Below are 25,070 nucleotides of genomic sequence, written 5' to 3' on the forward strand. Positions count from 1 at the left end.
ATGAGATCACCCCGTTTATCCTGGTTTAATGTCGTGAGCACTTTTATCCTTCTCGTGGTTGTGGTGGTCACGCTTTATCCGTTCCTGCATATGCTCGCTGTCTCTCTCAGTAGTGATGTGCATGTCATGAAGAATACAGTTTCTTTCTGGCCTAAGGGTTTTAACCTGAATATGTATAAGCTTGTACTCGGAGATTCGCAAATCTGGGTGGCTTACAAAAATACACTCATTTACACCGTGCTTGGCACCTTTATCTCGTTGGTGGTCACCTCCACGGGTGCCTATGCACTCTCACGCAGTGATATGGCGCTGCGCAAGAGCTTCACCCTGTTGATTGTGGTGACGATGTTTTTCAGTGGAGGGATGATTCCTACGTTCCTCGTGGTTCGCTCCCTGGATCTGGTCGATACCGTATGGGGCATGGTGCTGCCGGGGGCGGTTAGCACTTGGAATCTGATTCTGATGCGGACCTTTTTCTCCGGCATTCCTAAAGAGCTGGAGGAGTCAGGCCGCATCGACGGACTGAATGATATCGGCATATTTATCCGTATTATTGTTCCGCTTTCCAAGGCTTCCTTCGCCACCATAGCACTCTTTTACGCGGTTGGCATGTGGAATAACTTTATTTACCCGCTGCTCTACTTGCGCTCACCGGATTTGTTCCCGCTGCAAGTGCTGCTGCGCAATCTGGTGCTGGCTGGCAGTGCTAGCTCGGGAGATGTTACTAGCATTGGAGGTGACAACATGGTGATAGAAGAATCGCTGAAGTACGCGACGATTATGGTCTCGACGCTTCCGATTCTGATTGTGTATCCATTTGTGCAGAAGTATTTCGTTAAGGGGGCCATGATTGGCGCGGTTAAAGGCTGAGGTGGGTGGAACCGTCACAAATTCAGAATAAGGGAGAGATCGTAATGAACAAATGGAAATCTGTACTGCTGCCACTGGTAATTGCAGCAACCGTAGTAACTGGCTGCAGCGGAGGGGGCAATGACACCTCGCCGCAGAGTAATACTCAGGGCAGCAGTACCGCTTCACCTACTGATTCGTCCAAAACGGAAAAAACCTTCACTGCGCTCTTAGACAACAATGCTACGTTCCCTTATTCGAAAAGCTGGCCCATTTGGAGCTGGCTGAAGGAGAAAACCGGTGTCACACTCGAGGTGCAGACCCCTTCAGGGAAGCTTGAAGAGAGCTTGAACCTGGCGATTGCCTCGAAGGCAATGCCGGATCTGATGTATATGCCTAACCGCAAAGAATCGAATAAATTCGGGCAACAGGGTGCGTTGGTGGATTTGATGGAGTATATGGACAAAATGCCGAATCTGACCGCCTGGGTAAAGCAGTATCCAGAGGAAGCGAAGGCTGCACTGTCTGCTGATGGCAAAATGTATATGTTCCCGAATCAGGGCTTTGGCGAGACGAATCGCATGATCTGGTTATACCGTAAAGACATTTTTGACAAAGAAGGAATCCAGGCACCAGCCACATATGAGGAGCTGCATACAGCTCTAAAAACCTTGAAGGCGAAATATCCGGACAGCTATCCGCTCTCGATCCGTTACGGTCAAATTCCTGATGAAATGAATGCCAATATGACTGTGAATTACGGGACAGGTGAAGGGGCTTATTATGATTTTGATAAAAAAGAGTGGCTTTTTGGGCCTACGGAAGATAGTTACAAGGAAATGGTTGGCATGTGGAAAATATTTTATGACGAAGGGCTGATTCCGCCTGACTTTCTATCTCTGCAAACTAAGCAATGGCAGGACATGGTGTCCACGGGCAAATCGTTTGTGACCATTGATTACATCAGCCGGATCGATTTTTTCAACAATGCGATGCAGCAAGAAAATCCGGACTTCAACATGCAGTTTATGGCTCCTCCAGCGGGCATTGCCGGCGGCAAGCAACTGAACCCGTATTTTCATTATATGGAAGGTGGCCTAACCGTGGCATCAACCTCAAAGAACATCGATGATGTGATGAGCTATATGGACTTTTTCTATTCCGAAGAGGGACGTACGCTCAGCAGCTGGGGCGTGGAGGGCGAGACGTATGTGAAGGAAGGCGACACGATTAAGTTCAAACCAGAGTACAACGATGTGATCGAAATGCGGAAGCAGACAGGACTTCAGACTAGCGGAACGTACACATGGATCGACTTTGGCTCACATCTGTCGTTGTTCTCAGACAATTTGAAGTATGCCTTTGAAGAAGCAACGAAATATGATCCGTCCATGATGCAGCCGCGTCCTGCATTTACGGAGAAAGAGAATGAAATTATTGCGATTACCGGCCAGGCGATCCAAAAACACCGCGATGAAAGCTTTGCCAAGTTTGTAACCGGCTCCCGAAAGCTGGCCGACTGGGACAAATATGTGGAGGAGATGAACAATCTCGGCGTGGATAAGTTGTTGAGCACTTATAAGGAAGCTTACGAGCGTGTTCAGAACATTCAGTTAAACGGGAATTAATCTGTCTGGTGCCAAGGACAATAGTTGCCCGGAAAGGATGAACGGGATGAATGACATCATTAAACCGTTAGAGACACACAAAGTAGAGCAGATGTCCGTTCAGGTTTATGAAGATCGTAGCCTAATGGGCGCTGCGGCGGCATCGCAGGTTGCGCAGAAAATTAGAACTTTGCTTCAAGATTCCGCGCGTCAGGTCCGAATCGTGTTTGCTGCCGCACCTTCGCAAAATGAACTTTACGAGGGGCTGGTGCGGGAGCAGGGAATTGATTGGTCCCGGGTCAATGCTTTTCATATGGATGAATACATTGGCCTTGCGGCTTCGGCTCCCCAGCGTTTCGGCCGTTTTTTGACAGATCGGCTATATAGTCGGGTTAACCCTGGCCGGGTAGAACTGCTGGATGGTCTCGCTGATGTGGTGCAGGAATGCCAGAGATATTCGGCCCTGTTGAGCGAGGCTCCTATTGATATCGTTTGCCTCGGGATCGGGGAAAACGGGCATATCGCGTTTAATGATCCGCCAGTTGCTAATTTTACCGACCCGCAGTTGGTCAAAGCAGTCGAACTGGAGGAAGCCTGCCGCCGCCAGCAGGTGAATGACGGTTGTTTTACCGGGCTGGACGAGGTGCCAACCCATGCGCTGACGCTTACGGTACCAGCCTTGCTGGCTGGCCGTCACCTGTACGGAATTGTTCCTGGGGTGTCCAAACGCAATGCTTTACAGGCGGCGCTCCATGATTCGATCAGCACGGCATGTCCAGCTACTATTCTGCGAACCCATCCGGAGATCACGATGTTCACGGATCGGGCTGCCTTCGGCCTATGAACGTGTCAATTAAAGGAAAGCACTACAAGACTGGGCTGCCGGTTGAGGTGAGTGTCGAGCACGGGCAAATCACTTCGGTCACCGAACTTGCGGAGAGTCCAGCCATGGCCGATTGGCCCTGGCTGGCACCCGGGTTGGTGGATCTGCAAGTGAACGGGGGTTGGGGGCTGGATCTCAACACGTTGCCTTTGCAGCCTGCTACGGTATTGGAACTGTCCCGACTTCTGCTAGGAAACGGGGTAACCAGCTATTGTCCAACTCTGATTACTAATGGCAAAGAAGCGCTGGCTCAAGCGGTCTCCGCCATTGCGGAAGCCGCTTCGCTGTATCCGGAAGATGCTGGGGGGATTGTAGGAATTCATCTGGAAGGTCCTTTTCTATCAGCAGAAGAGGGTCCACGCGGCGCCCATTCAAGGGAACATATTGGCCCGCCGGATTGGGATATGTTGTGCCGCTGGCAGGAAGCGGCTGAAGGGCTTATCCGTATCCTCACCGTCTCCCCGGAATGGCCAAACGCCGCTGCATTTATCGCCCGGTGCAGCGAATCAGGCATCCTTGTTTCCATCGGGCATACAGCAGCTTCTCCCGAACAGATAAGGGAGGCGGTTGCCGCAGGAGCGGTGATGTCTACGCATCTCGGCAATGGCACACATCTGACGCTGCCCCGTCATCCCAACTATTTGTGGGAGCAGCTGGCGGCGGATGAACTATACGGCTGTATGATTGCAGATGGCCAACATTTACCACCTGCTCTGTTGAAAGTAATCCTACGGATGAAGCGCAGCCGCACCATCTTGGTCAGCGATGCTGTATCACTGAGCGGAATGCCGCCGGGAACTTATCACCTGCACATTGGTGGAGAGGTTGTATTAACAGCAGAAGGGCGGCTGCATCTGGCTGGCAATCAGCAGCTGCTTGCAGGTTCCGCCATGATGCTTCCAGATCAGGTAGCCTATCTTGCGGAGGCTGGATTAGCCCGGCTGGATGAAGCCTGGGATTGTGCTTCTGCTCATCCGGCCACACTGCTGGGGCTGGAACAGGCGATAGGGCTAAGGGCTGGAGCGCCTGCCGATCTCGTGAGCTTCTGCTATGAAGACAGGACACTTACCGTGCTGGAATGCTGGAAAAAGGGTCATAGCAGGGCTTGCAGTAATTAATTACAGCAAAGATTAGGAGGAGAACGATGCAGAGCTTGATACCGCAACCGAAGCAGATCCAAGTGAAAGAGGGCGAAGCTTTTCTGTTCAGCGAGGGTGTAAGTCTGAGCCTCTACATGGAGCGGCATGATCCGAGACTGGTGGTTCATTGCCGCCGCTCGTTTCCGGAGCTGGAATGTACACATGTTATCTCGGGAAAAGGATATTCACTTATTCTTCAGAGTCTCTCGCAGCCAGAAACGGAAGGAGCACAGCCAGATGAAGTGGATCTGAAATTGCTTAACGGCCGGGCGGAAGGGTACAGGCTGGAGGTGTCGGAGCGCCGGGTGGTAATCCGTGCACTGGATGCGCTGGGTCTGTTTTACGGGCTGCAAACGTTACTACAACTGCGTAAGTCAGTAGGGGAAGTTCCTGCCGTGTCTATCGCGGACTGGCCTGACACTACTTTGCGGGCGATGAACTTTGATCTTCGCCAGACATTTTCCAAGCCAGAGCTGCTGCTATCGTATTTGGCGGATTTTGCCCGGTATAAAACGAATGCGGTTCTGATTGAATACGAAGATAAATTCCCGTTCCAGAAGTACCCGGAATTCGTGCATCCACAGCATTCATTAAGCCTCACACAGCTAGAGGAGCTGAAACGCACAGCCCATGAAAATTTTATTGAGATCATTCCGCTGCAGCAGAGTTTTGGGCATCTGGAGTATGTGCTCCGCCACGACACCTGGCGGCACTTGCGCGAAACGGAGTTATCCCTCGGGGAGATCTGCCCGTCGCATCCGGAATCCTTCGAGCTGATTACCGATCTGTTACAGGGGATGATGGATGCCCATCCTGATTCCCGTTATATTCACCTCGGCTGCGACGAGGTGTACAGCTTATGTGAATGCGAACGCTGTAAAACGTTGTTCGGAGGGGTACGGGAGCGGGCGTTTATCGCTTTTTTGAACACTTTGATTGAATTTACAGCCAGCCGTGGTAAAAAAGCGATTTTCTGGCATGACATGCTGGACAAATGCCCGCCGGAAGAACTGGCAAAGCTGGATAAGCGGAGTGCGGCGATGATCTGGATATACAACGGACGTAATATCGAAGCTGAGGTTTCCTCTCTTGCGGATAAATTCAGGTCACTAGGTATCGAGGTTATGGGAGCACCGGCGGTTCGCAGCTTTGACTGGGCTGAACATCAGAATTATCCGGTACTATTGAACCGGACGGATAATCTGCTCCAATGGGCGGAGACAGCGGAGAAGCTGGACCTCGGTTGCATCGTCGCCACGAACTGGACGGGGCCGTTCAGCCTTGGCGTTCCTTATGGTATCTTCGAGACAACGTGGTATCCGATGCTGCTGCACGCCGATTTGGCCTGGAACCGCAAAGCGGACGCCTCAACATTTATCGATCGATTCATGGAGCGGTTTCATGGCATTGATCCTAGAACAGGTCATGCTCAGCTCGGGAATTATCAGCTGGAAGATTATTATGATGTTATCTGGAAGCTGCTGGACAAGGTGAAGGATCATAAGGATGAAGCAGAGCTGATTGCCATTATGCATGATTTTGAAGCGGCGACGGACCGTTCGCGGGCGATCCACAAATATGTCTACCGCTGGGAGCTCTATCCGGGAGACGATGCGGAATGGCATTCGCTGCTGAACAATTACATGAGAAATCGCCGTGGACGTGAGAACGTTTTGCCTCGCATGAAAGCGGTTTTGGAGCGTTACCAGCCATCCGATATGGCGGAGCATTTTGTGAAATCCCGGTTCTATCTTCACGATTATCTGGAGCAGACATTATACCGTGAGCTGGGGTTTGGTCAGGCTGAATAAAGGTTTTGAAAAGATCGTACGGCTACCGTGTAAGCGGGTAGCTGTGCGGTCTTTTGTTATTCTTATCTGGATAAAAATGTATATTGAAACATAGTCAGGAACAAAATCCCATTTCGCTGCGTCTAACCTTATAAAGTTCTAGCAAACTACATTGGAGGAGAATGAATATGAGAGCAACACCCATAAACAGGACGATAAGGAAGGTTACACTTACCGCATTATGTATTTTGCTTGTTTTGCTGAGTGGCAGGGTAATGGCGGAGCCGTCTCCGGCACAAAAGACAACCGCGGTATTCACAGCGGAGATGCAGAGTACCTTGGAAGGGGCGCAGAATGTGCTGCTTACGATACAGCCATTCCCGGACGAAGCAGCCGTAGGTTTCTTCAAGAATGGGCGCAGTCTGCCCAAGGGATATCTGGAGCAGACTGCCGATAAGATTCTGGAACAGCGGGGCAAGTTCACCAAGGTGGCAGAGCTAACTCGAACAGCGTTGGCTTACAGTGCTGCGGGGGGCAACATCAACAACATCGCGGGTATTGATCTTTATCCATTCCTGATGAACCATGACGGAATTGATTCGGAAGGGGCAGCAGCGGTAGCAGCCGCCTATATTACCTCGAAGAACTCCATTTCAAATTCATTGGAGCGGACAAACCGTTACCCCGATTTGCTGTTTTATCAGCTGCTTGATATGCAGCTAGCGGATGGCAGCTGGCCGCTGGCCGGACAGAAGCAAGGAGATCTGGTAGCTACTGCCTGGGTACTGACGGCACTTGCTTCGGAAGTGAGTTCAGAACAACCTGCTCAGCCGATTGAGAAGGCTTTGCAGTGGCTTAAGAGCAAGCAGCAGCTAGACGGAGGATTCGATGGTAAAACTACGACGACAGCGCAGGTGATTGTTGCTTTATCCTCGCAGGGAGTTGATGCAGCAGATTTCACCAAGGAAGGCGGAGCCTCGTTGCTGGACCATTTGCTGGCGCGGAAGCTTCCGGGTGGCGGCTTTGCGCAGACAGCAGGCGGAGGAAACGATAGTCCCGCTACTGTGCAAGCCTACCTTGCCTTGACTTCCTATAAGCTGCTGTCCAAGCAGGCTGGCATGCTGTATAGCGGACTACATCATGCTGGACTTGACCGGGCAACGATTCAGGTCGAAGGACCCGGTGGCACCCTTGCCGGGGGGCATATTGTTGGCGGAGATGCTGTGAAGGCAGCGGCAGCCTTTTTACAGGCAAAGGGTTTAGCGTATAAGTTGAATGCGGATGCAGCTAAACCTGCCTTCACAGCTATAGAAGGGATTCAGAACGGGCGATACAATGGACGCGGAGAATGGAAGATTGCTGTATTCAGCGGGGGCAGTGCATGGATGTATCCTGAGAATAGCCCGTACAGACTGACGATAGGCAATGGGGATCAGCTGCTCGTTTACTACGCGGACGGCACAGAACTGCTTGACCGGATGGAAGTGAAGTGGAAAGATAAAAACGGCCAGGAAATGGGTGGATACGCAAGCGCCAATATGCCGTTTTCCCTCCATATCACCAAGTCAAACGGTCAGCTGGGCGGTCTTCCGGCTTTCGGCGCTACAGTGACACTTCAAGGAAAAAGCGTAGTGGCTGACAGCACGGGAAAGGTGTCTTTTGCCGGGATGAAGCCCGGTGTCTATCCTGTGCAAGTCACCAAATACCGTAAAGATGCCGCTCCAGCACTTTCCAAACGGACGTTTGCGCTGCATGTCTCTTCCCCGGAATTGGCCAGCTTTACGGATGCCAATAAAGTCGCAGCTTGGGCACGTTTGGATATCGCAACAGCGCTCAGCAGCGGATATATTCAGGGCGTGAGTGCCAGCGGAAATGTGCTGGCTCCTAAGCAGAAGCTGACCCGGGCTGAATTTCTGACCCTGCTGTTGCGGCTATTGCATGAGTTCCCCGATGCCAAGGCCACTTCTAGCTTTAAGGATGTTCCGGCGGACAAATGGTACAGCGGTACCATCGCCAAGGCTGAGGAGCTGGGCATTATCAGCTCTTCAGCCGGCAAGTTCGAACCGGACCGCGGTATTACGCGGGAAGAAGCGGCGGATATGATAACCAAAGCTGCCCGGTTGTCTACGTACGGCAGCCCGGACCGTGTGAAGTTTGCCGATACTTCCAGTTTGTCAGAGGCGAGCCTCCAGGCGATTCAGGCCGTGAATGAACATGAAGTAATGACCGGCAGCGGGGGCCGTTTCGATCCTAAGCAGATTCTGGTGCGTGAGCAGGCAGCGGCAATTTTAGTCAGACTGCAGAAATTAATCCCGGAAGCCTTCTATTAATGGAATAAACGTCCAGGGATATGATAAGCTTCAGATAGAGTTATCACATCCAGTGCAGAGGAGGCAAATCTATGAGCCGCTTGATCACAGGCAACATATATTATGGATTTCAGGTCGTTAATGAGGAATTTATCCGGGAGATCGATTCCGCCGTATTCACGATGGAACATCTGAAGAGCGGCGCCAGGCTGCTTTTCGTGCAGAATCAGGATGACAACAAGGTATTCAGCGTGAGCTTCAGGACCCCTCCTGAAGATAGTACAGGGGTCTTTCATATTTTGGAGCATTCTGTATTATGTGGTTCGGAGAAATATCCGGTGAAGGAACCTTTTGTAGAATTGCTAAAGGGCTCGATGCAGACATTCCTGAACGCATTTACGTTTGGGGATAAGACGATGTATCCGGTGGCGAGCCGGAATGAGCAGGATTTCTCCAATCTGATGGAGGTCTACCTGGATAGTGTATTTCAGCCGAATATTTATAAGCAAAAGGAGATTTTTGAGCAAGAGGGCTGGCATTACGAGCTTCAGCAAACAGAAGACGAGTTGATCTATAAAGGCGTGGTTTACAACGAGATGAAGGGTTCCTATTCCTCGCCGTTTACAGTGCTGATGGACAGGATCAAAAAGTCGTTGTATCCAGACACGATTTACCGCCATTCTTCAGGTGGAGATCCGCAGGAGATTCCTGCGCTTACGTATGAGCAATTCCTTAAGGCGCACAGCAATTATTATCACCCGTCCAACAGTTATTTTTATCTGTACGGAGACGTCTCTATTGAAGAGAAGCTGCAATTTATAGACCAGGAATACCTTAGCCGTTATGAAAAAAACAGCTTTGATACCTCCATTCCCCTACAACAGCCTACCGGAATGACGGAGCTGGTAGCGGATTATCCGATTCTGGAAGCAGAAACGGCCGACGACAAAACTTATTTGAGTCTGAACTATGTAATTGGAACCTCTACGGATCGGGAACTGAATCTGGCTTTTGATATTTTGAAAAGCATGCTGATGGACAGCAATGCAGCTCCGCTTAAGCAAGCCCTGCTGGAAAGCGGTCTGGGTAAAGATGCCTTTGCTTTTTATTCCGACAGTATGGTTCAGCCGCTGCTTGGCATTACCCTGACACATTCGAACGCCTCCGCCAAAGATGCCTTCGTGGAGCTGGTGAAGACCACATTAAGCAGCTTGGTTAAGAACGGGCTGGATGAGAAGCTGGTGCTGGCGGCGGTCAACAGCAAGGAATTTGAACTGCGGGAAGCGGACTTTAGCCGATATCCAAAGGGACTTACTTACAATATCGAAGTGATGAAGTCCTGGCTCTATGACGGTCAGCCGTCTACTCATATGCTTTATGAAGAGGTATTCACTACCATTCGGGAAAAAATAACGGATCGTTATTTTGAGAATCTGATTGAGGTCTACTTACTGAATAGTGATCATTGCAGTCTGGTGGTGCTGAACCCGTCCAAGACGATTGCAGCCGACAAGGAAGCGAGCACCCAGCGTCAATTAAGTGAATACAAATCATCACAGCAACCAGACCAGCTGGAGCAGCTTGTGCAGAGTACACAGCATCTTCTGGCGCGGCAAGGCCGTGCAGATGCTGCCGAGGATTTGCAGAAGCTGCCAAGTTTATCTCTACAGGACATTAACCGCAGTGCTGAACCTCAGGTGCCATCCCATGAATATAACCTTGAGGGTCTAAAGCTGATCCATCATGACGTATCTACTCAAAAGATTGCGTATTGCAAGTTTTATTGGGATACGAGTGTTGTGGCTCCTGAGCAAATTCCTTATCTTGTGCTGCTGGCAGAGGTATTGGGCCAAATGGAGACAGCTTCTTACAGCATTGAAGAGCTCACTAGTGAAATTGGGATCAAAACCGGAGGCATTCATTTCAAAAATGAGATCTTTGGCGCTGCAAAAGATACTGGAGCCAGTTATCAGCCTAAATTCACTGCGCAGGTTAAGGTGATGGCGGGGCATATTGGCGAATCGCTGGATCTGCTGCGCGAGCTGCTCTATACCAGCGCGCTTGATAATCTGACGAAGCTGCAGGAAATCGTGCGCCGGGAAGCTTCGCAGATGGAATCAGTTCTGAATCAAAAAGGCAATGAAATTGCGGCCAGCCGCCTGATGTCTTATTTTTCGGACATGGGAGCGTATCAGGAACAACAGGGTGGTGTGGCCTATTACCGCTTTATCCGTGAGCTTGCCGAGAAGATCGATCAGCAGGGAGCTGAGGTGGCAGACACGCTGAAGGATATCTGTGCGGTTTTATTCAATAAACAGAATTTAATCATCAGCGTGACGGGTACCCCTGATTTGTATGAAGAATTTGCCGCTAATGTAGCGAAGCTGGATATTCAGGATCGGCCAGTGGTGAATAAACCTAAGATTACGGCGCAGGGGCATGCGGATAATGAAGGTTTTATGTCTTCCAGCCAGGTGCAATATGTGGTTAAAGGCTACGACTTCAACAAGCTGGGATTTACGTATTCCGGCAAAATGCAGGTGCTCAAAAAAATCATGAGCCTCACCTATCTGTGGAATGCCGTGCGCGTGAAGGGCGGAGCTTATGGCGGAAGCCTGATGCTGCGCAGAGATGGGATATTGATGTTCACTTCCTACCGTGATCCCAATTTGCAGGAGACGCTGGAGGTTTATGATCAGGCGTACCGATTCACCGAAGGATATGAAGCGGATGCCGACGAGATGACCAAAGCAGTTATCGGCACCCTATCCATGCTGGACCAGCCGCTGAGCCCAAGCGCTCAGGGACGGCGGGCGGACCGGCATTATTTTGAGCAGGTAACCGGGGCCGAGCTGCAGCAGGAACGGGATGAAATCTTGTCGACCACACCGGAAGACATCAGACAGTATGCCGATTTGCTTAAGGCTGTGACGGAACAAAATTATTTCACAGTTGTCGGCAATGCCTCCAAGTTGGAATCGAAAAAAGTCTTATTCGGAAACCTAGAAGAACTAGTAATGTAATTTTCTCTATAAACGCCTCTTCAGTACCTGTCTGCCGACAAGTGCTGGAGAGGAGTTTTTTTGTATTTAGTTAGAACCTTGACAGTTAGAGCTCTAACTATTATGATAATGATGTTACTTAGAGTTCTAACTAATCCGCAAGAGGAGGAAATAACAATGAACAAACCCGTTGTAGACACACCATTTTCTAATTTAATACGAGAGATTGGGATAAAAATAAAAGGTACAGCTGACACCAGGTTAAATGAGTTAGGTCTGAACTCACAACAAGGCCGCATGATCGGCTATATTTTTGAGAATCAAGCAGAAGGGGTTATTCAGAAGGATTTAGCGGAGGTCTTTAACAGGAAGGGGGCGAGCATCACCAGTATGCTTCAGGGGTTGGAGAAGAAAGGGTATATCCAGCGTGTCACTCCTGAAAATGATGAACGTCAAAAGAGTATTTTTGTATTGGAAAAAGGTGCTCTTTTAGTGGAAGAGTTCAATGAGATTTTCTCTGAGGTAGAAGCAAGCATTACTAAGACGCTTAGTCCGGAAGAAACTGCAACCCTAAAGTCTTTACTTCAAAAAGTTAGTTCAAGTTTATAAACGTTCGGAGGTTCACTTATGACAAATGAGTTCTCAAATCAATATTATTTAGAGTCGGCGCCCATGAAAAAAGCGATCGCTCATTTATCGATTCCCATGATGATTGGGATGTCTGTGGGTACTATTTATAATGTAATCAATGCTTACTTCATCGGCTTATTGCACAATACAAGTATGCTGACCGCAATCACGCTGGGCCTGCCTATTTTTACCTTTTTAATGGCTTTTGGAAATGTATTGGGGGTAGGCGGAGGAACATTTGTAACCCGCTTGGCGGGGCAAAAAGAGACGGAAAAAGGGAAAAAGGTTGCCGGATATACTTTTTACGGGAGTATTGTAGTGGGGCTTCTTATCGCGCTCATCGCTTGGTTAGCTATTAATCCGATCACGCGAATGCTTGGTGCAGATGCTGCTACCTTAGACTTTACGAAGTCTTACGCGCTCACTCTTTTTGCAGGCGGATTTGCTGTTGTGCTTAATTTTGCATTGGAACAACTGGTCCGTTCGGAAGGGGCCTCGAAGGAATCAATGTATGGTATTTTTATCAGTACGGCTTTAAGTTTGATTTTTGATCCTATATTTATTCTCGTGCTGAATTGGCATGTTGCCGGGGCTGCTTTGGCTATGGTTTTAGCAAATTTGGGCTCTGCTATTTATTATATTTACTTTTTGGAAACGAAAAGTGAGCATTTAAGAGGATTTTTGAAGCATTTTAAGATATCTGTACGAGATCAGCTTGAGGTTTATAAAATAGGTACAGCCGAGCTATTGCAAGCCAGTTTTTTAATTGTCAGCACGCTTTTGTTAAATAACTATTCCATTCAATATGGGGAGAGTGTGGTCGCCGGATTTGGTGTGGCTTTAAGAATTGTGCAGATTCCAGAATTTTTATCGATGGGTTTATTTTTGGGATTGATTCCGCTATTTGCTTTTAACTTTGCTAGTAAAAATACGGAGAGACTTAAATCCAGCATCAAATACGCTTTTGCATATATAGGCGGCATTGCAGTTGTTTTTGTGAGTCTAGTATATGTGTTTAGAGGAACGATTCTTCATTGGTTCTCAGGCGATCCTTCTGTGTTAAGCATGGGAACTTATATTTTGGCAGCTATGCTGATCTCCGCTTTATTTAATGGATTTACAGGATTATTTATGAGCATTTTTCAAGCAACGGGGCAAGGCACACCCACTACTATTATGGCAATAAGCCAAGGTGTATTATTTATACCGATGATTATCGTATTGCATTCTATTTTTGGCCTGCACGGTGTGATTTGGTCGATGACTGTGACTGAGGTAATAACGAGTGTGATGGGTGTGGTTTTGTTTATGATTTTTCGGAAAAAACTGAATAGTGCGGGCGGGGATGGAAAAGGCGCTGTAGAGGTTACGCCGGGATAACGCGATTGCTTTATGTAAAACTCAATATGGATTTTGTTTGCTGCGGGAGCTTAGCTCGCGCTTTTTTTTTGCGTTGTGCAAAAGGAATATAAAACTGCTGGATCGGTAAAATTCGTTCCAAAATGAACAATTCTAGTTCTTATGATGACTGCTTACTTTTTCTACAATTATGGATAAGTAAAGGAGGAGAACTATGATACGCAAAAAAAGGTTTCATCTTAACATGGACACACGCGAAGCGATGGCGGGGTATCTATTCGTTGCACCGCTTATGCTTGGGCTGATCATCTTGACGTTGATCCCGGTGCTGGGCTCACTGCTGTTAAGCTTCACGGACTGGAACTTTGTGGCTGGGTTAGGGGGGATTAAGTTCGCGGGCGTGGATAATTTCATCAGGCTGTTTCATGATGATGCTTTTATGAAAAGCTTGCTGAACAATTTGCTCTTTATTATCACAGTACCGGTTACGATCATCGTTGCCCTGCTGCTGGCTATCCTGATTGATAAACAGGTTTTTCTGAAGGATTTGTTTAAAGTGATTTATTTCCTTCCTTATATCTCCAGTGTAGTAGCCATCGCTATGGTTTGGCAGGTTATGTTTCACCCTTCGCTGGGACCCGTCAATCAATTCCTGATGTCACTGGGGTGGAACAACCCACCCAAATGGTTAGCTGATATCCATTATGCTCTGCCGTCGCTGATGTTGATTCAAGTCTGGATTCAGCTCGGTTACAACATTATTATTTTTATTGCAGGTTTACAGAGTATTCCAAAGGATCTTTATGAAGCAGCTGATATTGATGGTGCCAACGTCTGGCGCAAATTCCGCAACATCACGGTTCCCTGCATTTCGCCAACTACCTTTTTCCTGCTGGTAACAGGGGTTATCGGCTCATTTAAAATCTTTGATCTGATACAAGTATTGACCCAGGGTGGACCGGCTAACTCCACGACCGTTATCGTCTACGAGTTATATGATACAGCCTTCAATCAGCTGAAGACAGGTTACGCCTCTAGCATGGCACTCGTTCTGTTCCTTATTTGCCTGATCATTACAGCCTTGCAGATGTTGGCGCAAAAAAAATGGGTCAACTATTAAAGGCGGAAAGGAGAAATTACAGTGAAAAAAGAGCTTCTATCCAGAACCTTCTGGACCATCGCCATGGGACTGCTAGGTATCGCATTTCTTTTACCGTTCCTATGGATGTTATCCACTTCCTTTAAGCTGGAGAAAGATGTGTTTAACTTTCCGATTCAATGGTTGCCACAGCAGTGGAACCTCATTGAAAATTATAAACAGGTATGGTCGGGTGACTTCGCTCGCTATTATGGAAATTCCATTTATATTACGCTGGCTACGACTATAATTAATGTGCTGATATGCGCACTTGCTGCTTATGGGTTCTCCAAGCTGCGTTTTCCGGGCAGGGATGCGATGTTTATAGTTGTATTGGCACTTTATATGGTTCCTCCGCAGGCTTCGTTGGTTCCACAGTTTCTACTGTTTAACTGGCTGAATTTAATTGACACACATTTGGGATTGATCCTGATTAACAGCTTTAGTATTATTGGAGCGTTTATGCTCAAGCAATTTTTTATGGGGGTAAACAACGAGTATCTTGAATCGGCGCGGATGGATGGAGCAGGGCATTTTCGCTCTTTTCTACAGATTGCCTTTCCGCTGATCCGTCCCGCTGTAGCTACTTATGCTATTTTGCGCTTTATTTGGACCTGGAACGACTATCAATATCCACTCATTTTTTTGAAATCTAAAGAGTTGTTTACGATTCAGCTGGGGATCCGGTTGTTCGGGGATCAATACGGGGATGTCTATTCACTCATGATGGCTGGTGCGGTATCTGCAATTCTGCCGTTGCTCATCATTTTTGCACTCGGACAGAAGCAGGTTATTGAGGGAATTGCCCTCGGAGGTGTGAAAGGATAATAAAAGTCAAAATAGTTTCTCTTCGGTAGAATATGAGAACTTTCCTCGTCAATCCTGCATGTTAGGATGTTCTTGTAAGCAGTTACATAGTCACTGGTTATTAAGCGAGTGATGCCCAACACATTTATAGGAGGGTCTAAATGAAAAAGAAATTATTATCTGCATTCATCATCACATCGATGGCGTTATCATTGGCCGCTTGCGGCGGAAATGCGAAAACCAATAATGCAGGAGCGACTAATGCACCCGATGCTGGTGGAAATTCAAAGCCTGCAGCAGAGAAGGTTACCCTGAAGCTGAGCACCTGGCAGACAGAAGCCAAAGCGAAATGGAGCACGATTATCACGGAGTTTGAGAAGACGCATCCCGATATTCATGTGGAAGTAGATTTGCTGAATGAAAAAGGTGATTCGGTTGCCTCTATGCAGAAGCTGGATTTGATGGCGGCTGCGAGCGATCCGCTGGATATTGTCGAACTGCCTTATACCAACTATTCACAGCGTGCAGATATCGGGTTATTGGAACCGATGGATGACTATATTCAGAAGGAAGGTTATAAGCTCGCAGATGAATATCTGGTGGACACTACGGTCAATGGCAAAATCTATGCGTTACCGTCTTCCATGCAGCGCTGGTTCGTGCTCCTTAACAAAGAAATGTTAGATGAAGCAGGCCTTCCGGTTCCGACAGATTGGACATGGGCGGATTTCGAAGAGTATGCCAAGAAATTGACCAAGGGCGAGGGCGCAACGAAACGTTTTGGCGCGTATCTGCATAATTGGCCGGATTATTTCCAGCTCCAACTGATGAGCAAGTCTACGGATAATACTTTTCTAAAAGCTGATGGAACCTCCAATGCACTTGACCCGCAATTTAAGGCTAATCTGCAGATGATGAAGAAAATGATGTACGAAGATAAGAGTGCCACTCCTTATGAGGATATTATTTCGCAAAAACTAGCTTACCGGAATCAGTATTTTAACGGTTTAGCAGCGATGCTTCCGATGGGCGACTGGATGGTTGCGGAATCGGGTGGAACGGATGCCATTCCGGCAACCTTTGTTACCGCGTTTGCGCCGATTCCCCGACTTGAGAGTGAGAGCAAACACTACTCACCCGTACAGCCGACCTACATGGGAATAGCCGCTAAATCCAAGCATAAGGAGGCTGCCTATACCTTTGTGCGCTGGTATACCTCAGAAGGACTTGAAATCGGTGGACGCGTTTTCTCTGGCTGGGCCAAATCGGATACGAACAAATTAGTGGATACAATTGTGAGTGGTTCTAAGGATGCCTCTAAGATTGATGTCGATTCTCTGAAATATACGATGGAGAACTCGACACCTGGTGCAACGCAAGTTCCGGCTAAATATGCGGATGAAGCTAAGAACAACGTTATTCCAGAAGCGGAGATGTATCTCCTAGGCCAACAGGATCTGGATGTCACAGTTGCCAATATCGATAAAAAAATAACGGAAGTTGTTCAGAACAATAGCGGAAAGTAAGCGGAGGCTGATTGTACGCTTTTCAAAGGGGGCTTATAATGTGGGGGCAGGAAAGCATTTCTGCCTCCTGCTCCAAATTCAAACAGATGTGGGGCCTGTAATCCGTGTTTAGAAAGCATCAATCCCTCCGTAAGAAACTTGTCTGGTCATCGCTGATCTGCGTCCTGATCCCGCTGATCTGCATTTACATGGTTACTGATTATTTGACCCGGGATCTCATTCTGGAGAAAGCGGTTGGTAGCGCAAGAGAATCTTTAAATGCAGCCAGCGCCAATATGAATGCCATATTTGAACAGACACTGGAACAGTCCAACTTTGTGCTCCAGAACAGCGAGATCAGGCAGATGATGTCTGCCGATTCAGAGTCGCTCCGTGCACCAAAGCAGATCATTCAGTATAACCGTATGTCGCGGATGCTGGATGATATGTTTGTTTTAACAGAATATTTGAAGGTGACGTTAATCGGAAAAAATGGTCTTATTTATACCAGCTATCCTTACAGTGACTTTAACCCGAAAAATTTCTACAACAAGAATTGGACATCGTTGCTGAAACAAATTCAACCCATCTCGACTTATTGGAGAGCGGAGCACGATACGTACTACAATTATTCTGATAAAGGCTCAGCTGATTGGGTAACCATTGCAAGGCCGATTCAATCGACCTCTAGCAGTACCATCGGATATTTAATTATTAATATCAATGAGCGCAAGCTCCGTCCTTATCTAAATAACGATAATGATAAAGAGATGATGCTTTTGGATGACAAGGGAACTGTAGTTTCCCATGCTGATAAGGCCCGAATCGGAGAGACGATGACGTGGTTGAAAAAGGATGGCGAGCTTGACACTGTGGAAATCGACGGAGAAAAGTTTTTATATGTTGATCAGGAGCTGAGCAGCAACAAATGGCGGATGGTCAGCATTATCCCGCTGAAGGCAGCCTTGTCAAAAAATAAGCAGATTTTATTTATCAGCCTGGCGGTGCAGATTCTTTTCTTTACCTTGTTTTCCGTTCTCTTAACCGTTCTAATCTCAAAGCTGACTCAGCCTATCGTAAAATTAAGCGCTTTTGTAAAGCGAATAGGTCGTGGTCAGTTAGATGAACGTTCGTTCATTCGAGGGAATAATGAGGCAGCACAGCTCGCCCGCACCATTGACCAGATGCTGGATCGGATCGAGTCTATGATTGAACAAATCACTTATGAACAGACGGGAAAAAGAAAAGCCGAACTAGAGATGCTACAAGCGCAGATCAATCCACATTTTATGTTTAATCTGCTGAATTCGATTCGCTTAAATATTCTGATGCAAGGCGATCGGGAGAATGCTGAGTTGATTGGTTCGCTGTCGTCTTTGCTCCGTATGACCTTTAACAGGGACAATGAGTTTATCCCGCTTTGTGAGGAGACAGATACGATATCGCATTATGTCACTTTAATGAATTTCCGCCATGCCAATCAGGTCAGGCTGGAAATGAATTTAGCGGACGGGAGCGCTGAAGCACTGGTGCCTCGATTTATGATTCAGCCCATGATCGAGAATGCCATCATCCATGGCTTCGAGCAGTTTGGTGGCGAGATTTTTATTGAAGCTCGTATTGTTGCAACTACGGGAAGCTTGGTTATCACCATTAAGGATAATGGGATCGGGATGTCACCGGAAAATTTAACAAGACTTCGTGAAACCGCATACAGCAGCGAACAAATTACAGAGGAGGACAGAAAAGGGTTCTCCGGCATAGGTTTACGCAATGTGGCCCAACGCCTCAGTATGATTTATGGCGCTTCTTTTAAGCTGAATATTCAAAGTGAACCTGATGTGGGCACGGAGATTTGTCTGGAGTTTCCTCTGAATTACGGAAAGGTGGGTGTGGAGAATGCTGACGGCAATATTGGTGGATGATGACTATCCGGTTATCCGTTATTTGTCGCAGGCCGTACCTTGGAGCGAGCTCGGTATTGAACTCACCGGATGTTATTATAGCGGTCTCGAGGCTTGGGAAAAAGCACAGCAGAGTCCACCAGATCTCATTATTACCGATATTGGCATGCCCAAGATGAACGGGCTGGAGATGCTGGAGCTATTCAGAGCTGTGCAGCCCGGAATCCGTGCGATTATTCTCTCCTGCCACAACGAATTCAAATACGCCCAGCAAGCGCTGAAATTAAACGTAGGAGAATATATTTTAAAGGAATCACTGGATATTGAGCAGTTACAGCAAGCGATTAGAACCCTTGTGGCGGAAGTGGGACTGAATAGGCAGCAGCATACGGAGATGCTGGTTTATAAGCAAAAGCAGTCTCAAAATCGCGCCGCGCTGAAGGAAAAGTTTCTAAAAGATACCTTGTATCAATCCTGGGACAAGGGGACTTGGATCGAGCAGGCCCGCTCAAACGGAATTATGATCCATGCCAAAAACTATATCCCGCTGGTTATTGTAATTGACCGTCCAGAGGAAGCTTCAAGGGTGCGCCGGATGAGTGAATATACGATTTCTTTTGCGGTTGAGAATATTATGCAGGAAGTGCTTGAGGCTGATCACAGTCTGTTTATTTCGAGATACAGCCATAAGGAGATTGTCATTCTCTTTTGTAGCGACCAGCCTTCCAAAGATCACCAGGCAATCTATCACTCCATTCAAAATGCAGCCTCTGCGGTTCAGAAATATCTTAAACTCTCTGTCTCTTGCTTATTTGGCGCTGAGGCGCGCAGTCCTGAGGAAATTCGCGGAACATTGCAGCGGATGCTGAGGGAGAAAATACAGCGCTTTTATCTCCCTGCGGCGGGAATCCACCGTTTTGAAGAAGTCTGCTTTTCCGGAGAAGATATTTATGCTGAATATGGAACCTTATACGCTGTTATCAATGATGATATTGCCTTGAACAGGAACACGGAGCTTCGCGTTCATGTAAAGGAATGGAGAGAATGGGTGGCCTCGCAAAAATTCCATCCGAATGAAGTCAAGGAATGTGTGCTTCGCTTGCTGATGGACTTGCAGATGAAGACGAAACAGCTTCTGCAATCTCCATTGCCTATAACCGAAGAAAAGCTATTTAGCGTGGTTGGTGACATTGAAACTCTGGAGCATTTGGAACAATGGCTGGTGCAGTACTTAGAGGAATTAGCGCGGAAAATAAGTATGTTCTCCATCAAGTCTAAACGGAGTGAGGTCATCAAAGCCCAGCAGTTCGTGATTAGTCATGTGACAGAGAAAATAACACTGGAGGACATGGCAGGCCGCCTTAACTTAAATGCCAGTTATTTCAGCCGCTTATTCAAACGGGAAACAAACCAGAACTTCATTGAATATGTAAATATGCTAAAGCTTCAGAAGGCAAAGGAGCTGCTTAACCAATCTGAAAAGACAGTGGAAGAGATCTCCGAGTATCTGGGATATGCCAACAAAAGTTATTTCATCAAGCTGTTTAAACGGGAAATGGGCATGAGGCCTAGTGAATATGCGGCTTGGCATTAAGTGTGGACAGGAGGAAACATTGCTGTGGAAATAAAGGGCACTAGAAATGAATTACAGATGTTCCTAAATGAACTATATACTCCACTGGAGAGCAGATTTACCTCTGGTTGTGCAGGAATTAATATGGGCGCTACAGGATCGATTTACAATGAGGCTACGGCGCTTATGGAAGCTTTCGCCCGTCCTCTATGGGGCCTTGTTCCCCATGCCAGCGGTGGAGGGGAAAGTGCACTTTGGCCGATGTTTCTGGAAGGGATCATCAACGGAACAGACCCGGAGCATGAAGAATATTGGGGGCGATTTACTACCAAAGATCAGCGTATGGTAGAGCAGGCCGTGTTGGGATTGGGGCTTGCTCTTGCACCACATAAAATGTGGGAGCCGCTGAGCGACACGCAGAAAATGAATGTATATAACTGGCTGAATCAGATTAATCATGTGGATCGTTCCAATCCGAATAACTGGCTGATGTTCACGGTTCTTGTGAATGTGGGCTTCAAGAAAGTCGGATTACCTTATGATCAGAGCATAATGGATGATTATCTAGCGCAGATCGATAATTACTATCTTGGTGACGGTTGGTATTCCGATGGATTGACCGATCAGAGGGATTATTATATTGCTTTTGCTATGCATTATTATACGCTGATATACGCTAAGCTGATGGCGGATGATGATCCTCAGAGAGCTGCTGTTTATCGGGAAAGATCCGCACGATTTGCCGAGGATTTCATTTATTGGTTCGCTGAGGACGGAAGTGCACTTCCTTTTGGTCGTAGCCTGACCTATCGTTTTGCACAGGTTTCTTTCTGGAGTGCGCTGGTGTATGCAGAAGTGGTTCCTTTTTCATATGGCGTTCTTAAAGGAATCATTATGCGTCATTTTCGTTGGTGGTTTGAACAACCTATTATGGGATTAGACGGACTGCTTAGCATCGGATATGCTTATCCGAATCTAGTCATGACAGAGAGCTACAACGCCCCCGGATCTCCGTATTGGGCCTTTAAAGCTATGCTTATTCTTGCCTTGCCAGATGATCATCCTTTTTGGCAGGCGGAGGAAGAGCCGCTGCCTATTTTGAAAGAGGTACGGGCTCTCCAAGAGGCGCGTATGCTAGTGAGTCGCCCGGAAGCAAATCGGCATGTTATTGCCTATACCTCTGGCCAGATGGCTAACTTTGATATGGCCCATAGCGCAGCCAAATATTCTAAATTTGCATATTCCACTCTGTTTGGCTTTAGTGTCCCGAAAGCGGGTTACGGGTTGGTTCAAGGCGCTTACGATTCTACACTCGCACTATGCGAATGTGATGAACACTATCGGGTACGCAGATTCTGCGAGACCTGGGAAATCGGAGACAGCTATGTATATTCCCGCTGGCATCCCTGGAGTGATGTACACGTGGAGACATGGATTATTCCGGCAGGTCTATGGCATGTTCGTGTTCACAGCATTCATACTGCCCGGCGGCTGGATGTAGCGGAGGGTGGATTTGCCATTGGCCAGTCAGCTGGCTTCTCGCACAGTGAACGGGAAACCATTAAGGTATCAAACACTGCTGTTTCGGTGCAGCTGCCCTGGGGAATCAGTGCCATACATAGGCTAAGCGGCTTTGATCGGGGAGAGTGCGTACATCCCGAGCCGAATACCAATCTGCTGAAGCCGCGGACACTTCTTCCGAGCTTGTGCTCCAGACTGGAACCGGGAGATCAAGTATTGATATCTGCTGTCTTCGGAGCGACGAATACTCCGGAGAACCAGGCAAGTCTTTCTTCACCACCGCTTATTCAATGGCACTCGGACGGAAGGGTTGCTGTATACGAACCTAGTAACGATACACTTTTGCATACTGTTGATTTAAGGGAAGGGAGAAACAAAGATGTGGAATAAGGCTATTGAGGATGCGATTCACAAAGTTGGGAGCAATATTGCTAACCATCCGGGCAAACTGCCTCATATCGCTGAGGGGCAACAGTACGAATGGGGAGACAACGACGACTGGATAGAGGGTTTCTATGTTGGGATGATGTGGCTTGCTTATGAATATAGTAAGGATTCATGCTATAAGGAGGCGGCAGCCTCTTGGTTAGGGGACTTCAAGCATCGTCTGGATCAGCACATTGCCCTGGACCATCATGATATTGGTTTCTTGTATACACTGACTGCAGTAGCGGAGTGGAAAATAACGGGCAGCGAAGCGGCGCGAGCTGTCGGCCTGCAAGCTGCGGACACGCTGTGCAAGCGCTGGCGTGAACCAGCAGGGATTCTTCAGGCCTGGGGACTGGAGAGTGACCCGGAGAATGCGGGACGTATTATTATTGACTGCTTGATGAATTTACCTCTATTGTTCTGGGCAGCGGAGGAAACAGGAGATAAGCGCTATTATGAAATAGCGCTCGAACATGCGTTTAAGAGCCGGAAATTTCTTGTGCGTGGGGATGCCTCCTCTTACCATACTTTTTATTTTGATCCGGCTACCGGAAATGCAATTCGTGGAGGAACACATCAAGGTTATGAGGACGGATCGACCTGGACACGGGGTCAAGCTTGGGGAATATACGGTTTTGCTCTGGCGTATCGCTATACGCAGAATGAGGATTTTCTTAAGACCTCTAAGAGCCTAGCGGATTATTTTATCAGCCATCTACCGGAGGACAGTGTGGCTTATTGGGATTTCGATGTGCCAGTGGGAGCGGATACCCCTCGCGACAGCTCGGCTTCGGCGATTGCTGCGGCCGGTCTTTTGGAACTGCTCGATCACCTAGGCGTAGATGATCCGGACCGGGCCATTTATGAAGTTGCTTTACACCGTAGCATGAAATCCCTAGTGGAACATTATGCGACATCTGGAAATCCGGAAGCAGAGGGACTTTTAGAGCATGGTTCTTATCATGTGAGAGGTGGACGTGTGCCTGATGGTCATATGATTTGGGGAGATTATTATTATTTGGAAGCGTTGATCCGCTTGCAGACTGGCATCCGAGGCTATTGGTAGTGGGATGTTAGAATGTGGAAAGGTTTAGCCTATAGAAAAAGGAAACTGCTAAGACTAATCTCTTAGCGGTTTTCTTTTTTTTGTGGACTACTATACAAGAAATTTAAAACGTAGTTATTTACTTGGAATAGTATGAATAAAATCATATCACCACACGTAAGGTTTAATGTAAGATTTTGATAATTATTAGAAATTAAGAAAAGGGGATCGGGTTACTCAGATATGAATTTAGACTGGAAGTTTATCTATGAGAGTTTGCCGCTTTATAGTGAGGCGATGTGGCTGACAGTGAAGCTAGCGTTGTTAGCTATTGTCTTCTCACTCCTTATTGGCTTACTGTTCAGTATCGTCTTGTACTATAAAGTCAAAATCGTTAGTGATGTTATTAAGATCTACATTGAGCTTTCACGGAACACCCCTTTACTTGTGCAGCTCTTTTTTCTTTACTATGGCTTACCTAAGATCGGAATTCACTTTAGTGAGATGACCTGTGCGATTGTAGGCATGACATTTTTGGGCGGGAGCTATATGACGGAGGCTTTTCGTGGTGGGTTCGAGGCAGTTAGCCAATCGCAGATTGAATCAGGTCAGAGCATTGGACTGTCTAAGCTGCAGCTGATCAGATATGTTATTTTTCCCCAAGCCTTTGCGATAAGTATTCCTTCTTTAGGGGCAAATGCGATCTTTCTTCTGAAGGAGACCTCTATTGTAGGTGCCATTGCTTTAATGGATTTGATGAATGTGGCAAAAGACTTGATCGGCATGCATTACAAAACAGCGGAGTCTCTGCTCCTTCTGGTACTCGCCTATTTTGTGTTAGTCCTGCCCTTATCGCTTTTATTGACTTGGGTGGAAAGGAAGGTGAGATATGCAGAATTCGGGGATTGAGGTGCTTTTTGAAGGTTCTAATTTCGAACGATTATTAGGGGGCTTACTTGTAACGATTGAAATTTCATTCCTCTCTATTGGAATCGGTACGTTATTAGGTATCCTTATGGGATTGCTCCGGACGCTGGGATCGAGGCCTTTAAGGTTTATATTACGTCTTTATTTGGAGACCTTTAGAATTATTCCGATTCTAGTGTGGCTGTATGTAGTACATTTCAGTTTCTCTCCATTACTTCATATCGATATCAGCGGGGAGGCTACCTCTATATTGGTGTTCAGCTTATGGGGAGCTGCGGAGATTGGGGATCTTGTTCGTGGAGCTTTGCAATCTATGCCAAAACATCAGGTGGAATCTGCCAGGGCGCTAGGTCTGAGCAGCAGTCAACTTTATCGGCATATTTTGATTCCGCAGGCTGTACGCAGAATGCTGCCGGGAATGATTAATCTTGCCACACGAATGATCAAGACAACATCACTGGTGGTGCTGATTGGAGTGATTGAGGTGGTAAAGATCGGGCAGCAGATTATTGAACTCGGCGTGATAAAAGCGCCCACCGCTTCCTTCTGGGTATACGGCTTTATCTTTATATTATATTTTTCTGTATGTTTTCCGTTATCCAGACTTTCGAAAAAAGTTGAAAGCAGATGGCAAAATTAAGGCTTAGGAAGGA

General features: G+C 47.3%; 18 protein-coding genes. All 18 read left to right on the plus strand.

Annotated features, from left to right (window positions below; genetic code table 11):
* Positions 1-870 (plus strand): carbohydrate ABC transporter permease, encoded by an 870-nt coding sequence (locus MKY63_RS18845; protein WP_036683160.1) that lies wholly within the window; start codon positions 1-3, stop codon positions 868-870.
* Between the two features lie 44 nt (positions 871-914).
* The gene (locus MKY63_RS18850) at positions 915-2,477 is read left to right on the plus strand and encodes an extracellular solute-binding protein (protein WP_339809584.1); all 1,563 of its coding nucleotides are present in this window, start codon (positions 915-917) and stop codon (positions 2,475-2,477) included.
* Between the two features lie 46 nt (positions 2,478-2,523).
* Positions 2,524-3,300, plus strand: coding sequence for a glucosamine-6-phosphate deaminase (locus MKY63_RS18855; RefSeq protein WP_339809587.1), 777 nt, complete (start codon positions 2,524-2,526; stop codon positions 3,298-3,300).
* The gene (locus MKY63_RS18860) at positions 3,297-4,457 is read left to right on the plus strand and encodes an amidohydrolase family protein (protein ID WP_339809590.1); all 1,161 of its coding nucleotides are present in this window, start codon (positions 3,297-3,299) and stop codon (positions 4,455-4,457) included. Before MKY63_RS18855 ends, MKY63_RS18860 begins: the two co-directional genes overlap by 4 nt.
* Positions 4,458-4,483: 26 nt before the next feature.
* Entirely contained in the window at positions 4,484-6,289 is a 1,806-nt protein-coding gene (locus MKY63_RS18865) for a glycoside hydrolase family 20 zincin-like fold domain-containing protein (RefSeq protein ID WP_339809592.1), read from the plus strand.
* Positions 6,290-6,456: 167 nt separating this feature from the next.
* Complete coding sequence (locus MKY63_RS18870; protein WP_339809594.1) at positions 6,457-8,598, plus strand: S-layer homology domain-containing protein; 2,142 nt, start codon at positions 6,457-6,459, stop codon at positions 8,596-8,598.
* 71 nt (positions 8,599-8,669) lie between these two features.
* A complete protein-coding gene (locus MKY63_RS18875; protein ID WP_339809595.1) occupies positions 8,670-11,600 on the plus strand; it encodes an insulinase family protein in 2,931 nt (976 codons plus the stop codon).
* A gap of 156 nt (positions 11,601-11,756) precedes the next feature.
* A complete protein-coding gene (locus MKY63_RS18880) occupies positions 11,757-12,188 on the plus strand; it encodes a MarR family transcriptional regulator (protein ID WP_339809600.1) in 432 nt (143 codons plus the stop codon).
* A gap of 18 nt (positions 12,189-12,206) precedes the next feature.
* Positions 12,207-13,589 (plus strand): MATE family efflux transporter, encoded by a 1,383-nt coding sequence (locus MKY63_RS18885; RefSeq protein WP_339809603.1) that lies wholly within the window; start codon positions 12,207-12,209, stop codon positions 13,587-13,589.
* Between the two features lie 193 nt (positions 13,590-13,782).
* Positions 13,783-14,688 carry a sugar ABC transporter permease gene (locus tag MKY63_RS18890; RefSeq protein WP_036683142.1) on the plus strand — a complete coding sequence of 302 codons (906 nt, stop codon included), beginning with the start codon at positions 13,783-13,785 and terminating at the stop codon, positions 14,686-14,688.
* Between the two features lie 63 nt (positions 14,689-14,751).
* Entirely contained in the window at positions 14,752-15,534 is a 783-nt protein-coding gene (locus tag MKY63_RS18895; RefSeq protein ID WP_052097522.1) for a carbohydrate ABC transporter permease, read from the plus strand.
* A gap of 140 nt (positions 15,535-15,674) precedes the next feature.
* On the plus strand, positions 15,675-17,039 hold the full coding sequence (locus MKY63_RS18900; protein ID WP_339809607.1) for an extracellular solute-binding protein: 1,365 nt from the start codon (positions 15,675-15,677) through the stop codon (positions 17,037-17,039).
* 104 nt (positions 17,040-17,143) lie between these two features.
* On the plus strand, positions 17,144-18,943 hold the full coding sequence (locus MKY63_RS18905; protein ID WP_339809610.1) for a sensor histidine kinase: 1,800 nt from the start codon (positions 17,144-17,146) through the stop codon (positions 18,941-18,943).
* Complete coding sequence (locus tag MKY63_RS18910) at positions 18,918-20,516, plus strand: helix-turn-helix domain-containing protein (RefSeq protein WP_339809612.1); 1,599 nt, start codon at positions 18,918-18,920, stop codon at positions 20,514-20,516. Before MKY63_RS18905 ends, MKY63_RS18910 begins: the two co-directional genes overlap by 26 nt.
* A gap of 24 nt (positions 20,517-20,540) precedes the next feature.
* Positions 20,541-22,406 (plus strand): DUF2264 domain-containing protein, encoded by a 1,866-nt coding sequence (locus tag MKY63_RS18915; protein WP_339809615.1) that lies wholly within the window; start codon positions 20,541-20,543, stop codon positions 22,404-22,406.
* Complete coding sequence (locus MKY63_RS18920) at positions 22,396-23,511, plus strand: glycoside hydrolase family 88 protein (protein ID WP_076272186.1); 1,116 nt, start codon at positions 22,396-22,398, stop codon at positions 23,509-23,511. The genes MKY63_RS18915 and MKY63_RS18920 overlap by 11 nt, the downstream gene beginning before the upstream one ends.
* A 222-nt stretch (positions 23,512-23,733) precedes the next feature.
* Positions 23,734-24,399: an amino acid ABC transporter permease gene (locus tag MKY63_RS18925; protein WP_339809618.1), complete on the plus strand. Its 666-nt coding sequence runs from the start codon at positions 23,734-23,736 to the stop codon at positions 24,397-24,399.
* Entirely contained in the window at positions 24,380-25,057 is a 678-nt protein-coding gene (locus MKY63_RS18930) for an amino acid ABC transporter permease (RefSeq protein ID WP_036683130.1), read from the plus strand. The genes MKY63_RS18925 and MKY63_RS18930 overlap by 20 nt, the downstream gene beginning before the upstream one ends.
* Positions 25,058-25,070: the final 13 nt, after the last annotated feature.

The sequence above is a fragment of the Paenibacillus sp. FSL R7-0189 genome, from assembly GCF_037969925.1.
Lineage (GTDB): Bacteria > Bacillota > Bacilli > Paenibacillales > Paenibacillaceae > Paenibacillus_AQ > Paenibacillus_AQ odorifer.

Bases quoted from the DNA above. Each gene is read 5' to 3' on its own strand.
- MKY63_RS18900 (WP_339809607.1), top strand. From the start codon at position 15,675: ATGAAAAAGAAATTATTATCTGCATTCATCATCACATCGATGGCGTTA.
- MKY63_RS18920 (WP_076272186.1), top strand. From the start codon at position 22,396: ATGTGGAATAAGGCTATTGAGGATGCGATTCACAAAGTTGGGAGCAAT.
- MKY63_RS18890 (WP_036683142.1), top strand. From the start codon at position 13,783: ATGATACGCAAAAAAAGGTTTCATCTTAACATGGACACACGCGAAGCG.
- MKY63_RS18925 (WP_339809618.1), top strand. From the start codon at position 23,734: ATGAATTTAGACTGGAAGTTTATCTATGAGAGTTTGCCGCTTTATAGT.
- MKY63_RS18850 (WP_339809584.1), top strand. From the start codon at position 915: ATGAACAAATGGAAATCTGTACTGCTGCCACTGGTAATTGCAGCAACC.
- MKY63_RS18860 (WP_339809590.1), top strand. From the start codon at position 3,297: ATGAACGTGTCAATTAAAGGAAAGCACTACAAGACTGGGCTGCCGGTT.
- MKY63_RS18855 (WP_339809587.1), top strand. From the start codon at position 2,524: ATGAATGACATCATTAAACCGTTAGAGACACACAAAGTAGAGCAGATG.
- MKY63_RS18880 (WP_339809600.1), top strand. From the start codon at position 11,757: ATGAACAAACCCGTTGTAGACACACCATTTTCTAATTTAATACGAGAG.
- MKY63_RS18870 (WP_339809594.1), top strand. From the start codon at position 6,457: ATGAGAGCAACACCCATAAACAGGACGATAAGGAAGGTTACACTTACC.
- MKY63_RS18910 (WP_339809612.1), top strand. From the start codon at position 18,918: ATGCTGACGGCAATATTGGTGGATGATGACTATCCGGTTATCCGTTAT.
- MKY63_RS18895 (WP_052097522.1), top strand. From the start codon at position 14,752: ATGGGACTGCTAGGTATCGCATTTCTTTTACCGTTCCTATGGATGTTA.
- MKY63_RS18930 (WP_036683130.1), top strand. From the start codon at position 24,380: ATGCAGAATTCGGGGATTGAGGTGCTTTTTGAAGGTTCTAATTTCGAA.
- MKY63_RS18875 (WP_339809595.1), top strand. From the start codon at position 8,670: ATGAGCCGCTTGATCACAGGCAACATATATTATGGATTTCAGGTCGTT.
- MKY63_RS18865 (WP_339809592.1), top strand. From the start codon at position 4,484: ATGCAGAGCTTGATACCGCAACCGAAGCAGATCCAAGTGAAAGAGGGC.
- MKY63_RS18885 (WP_339809603.1), top strand. From the start codon at position 12,207: ATGACAAATGAGTTCTCAAATCAATATTATTTAGAGTCGGCGCCCATG.
- MKY63_RS18845 (WP_036683160.1), top strand. From the start codon at position 1: ATGAGATCACCCCGTTTATCCTGGTTTAATGTCGTGAGCACTTTTATC.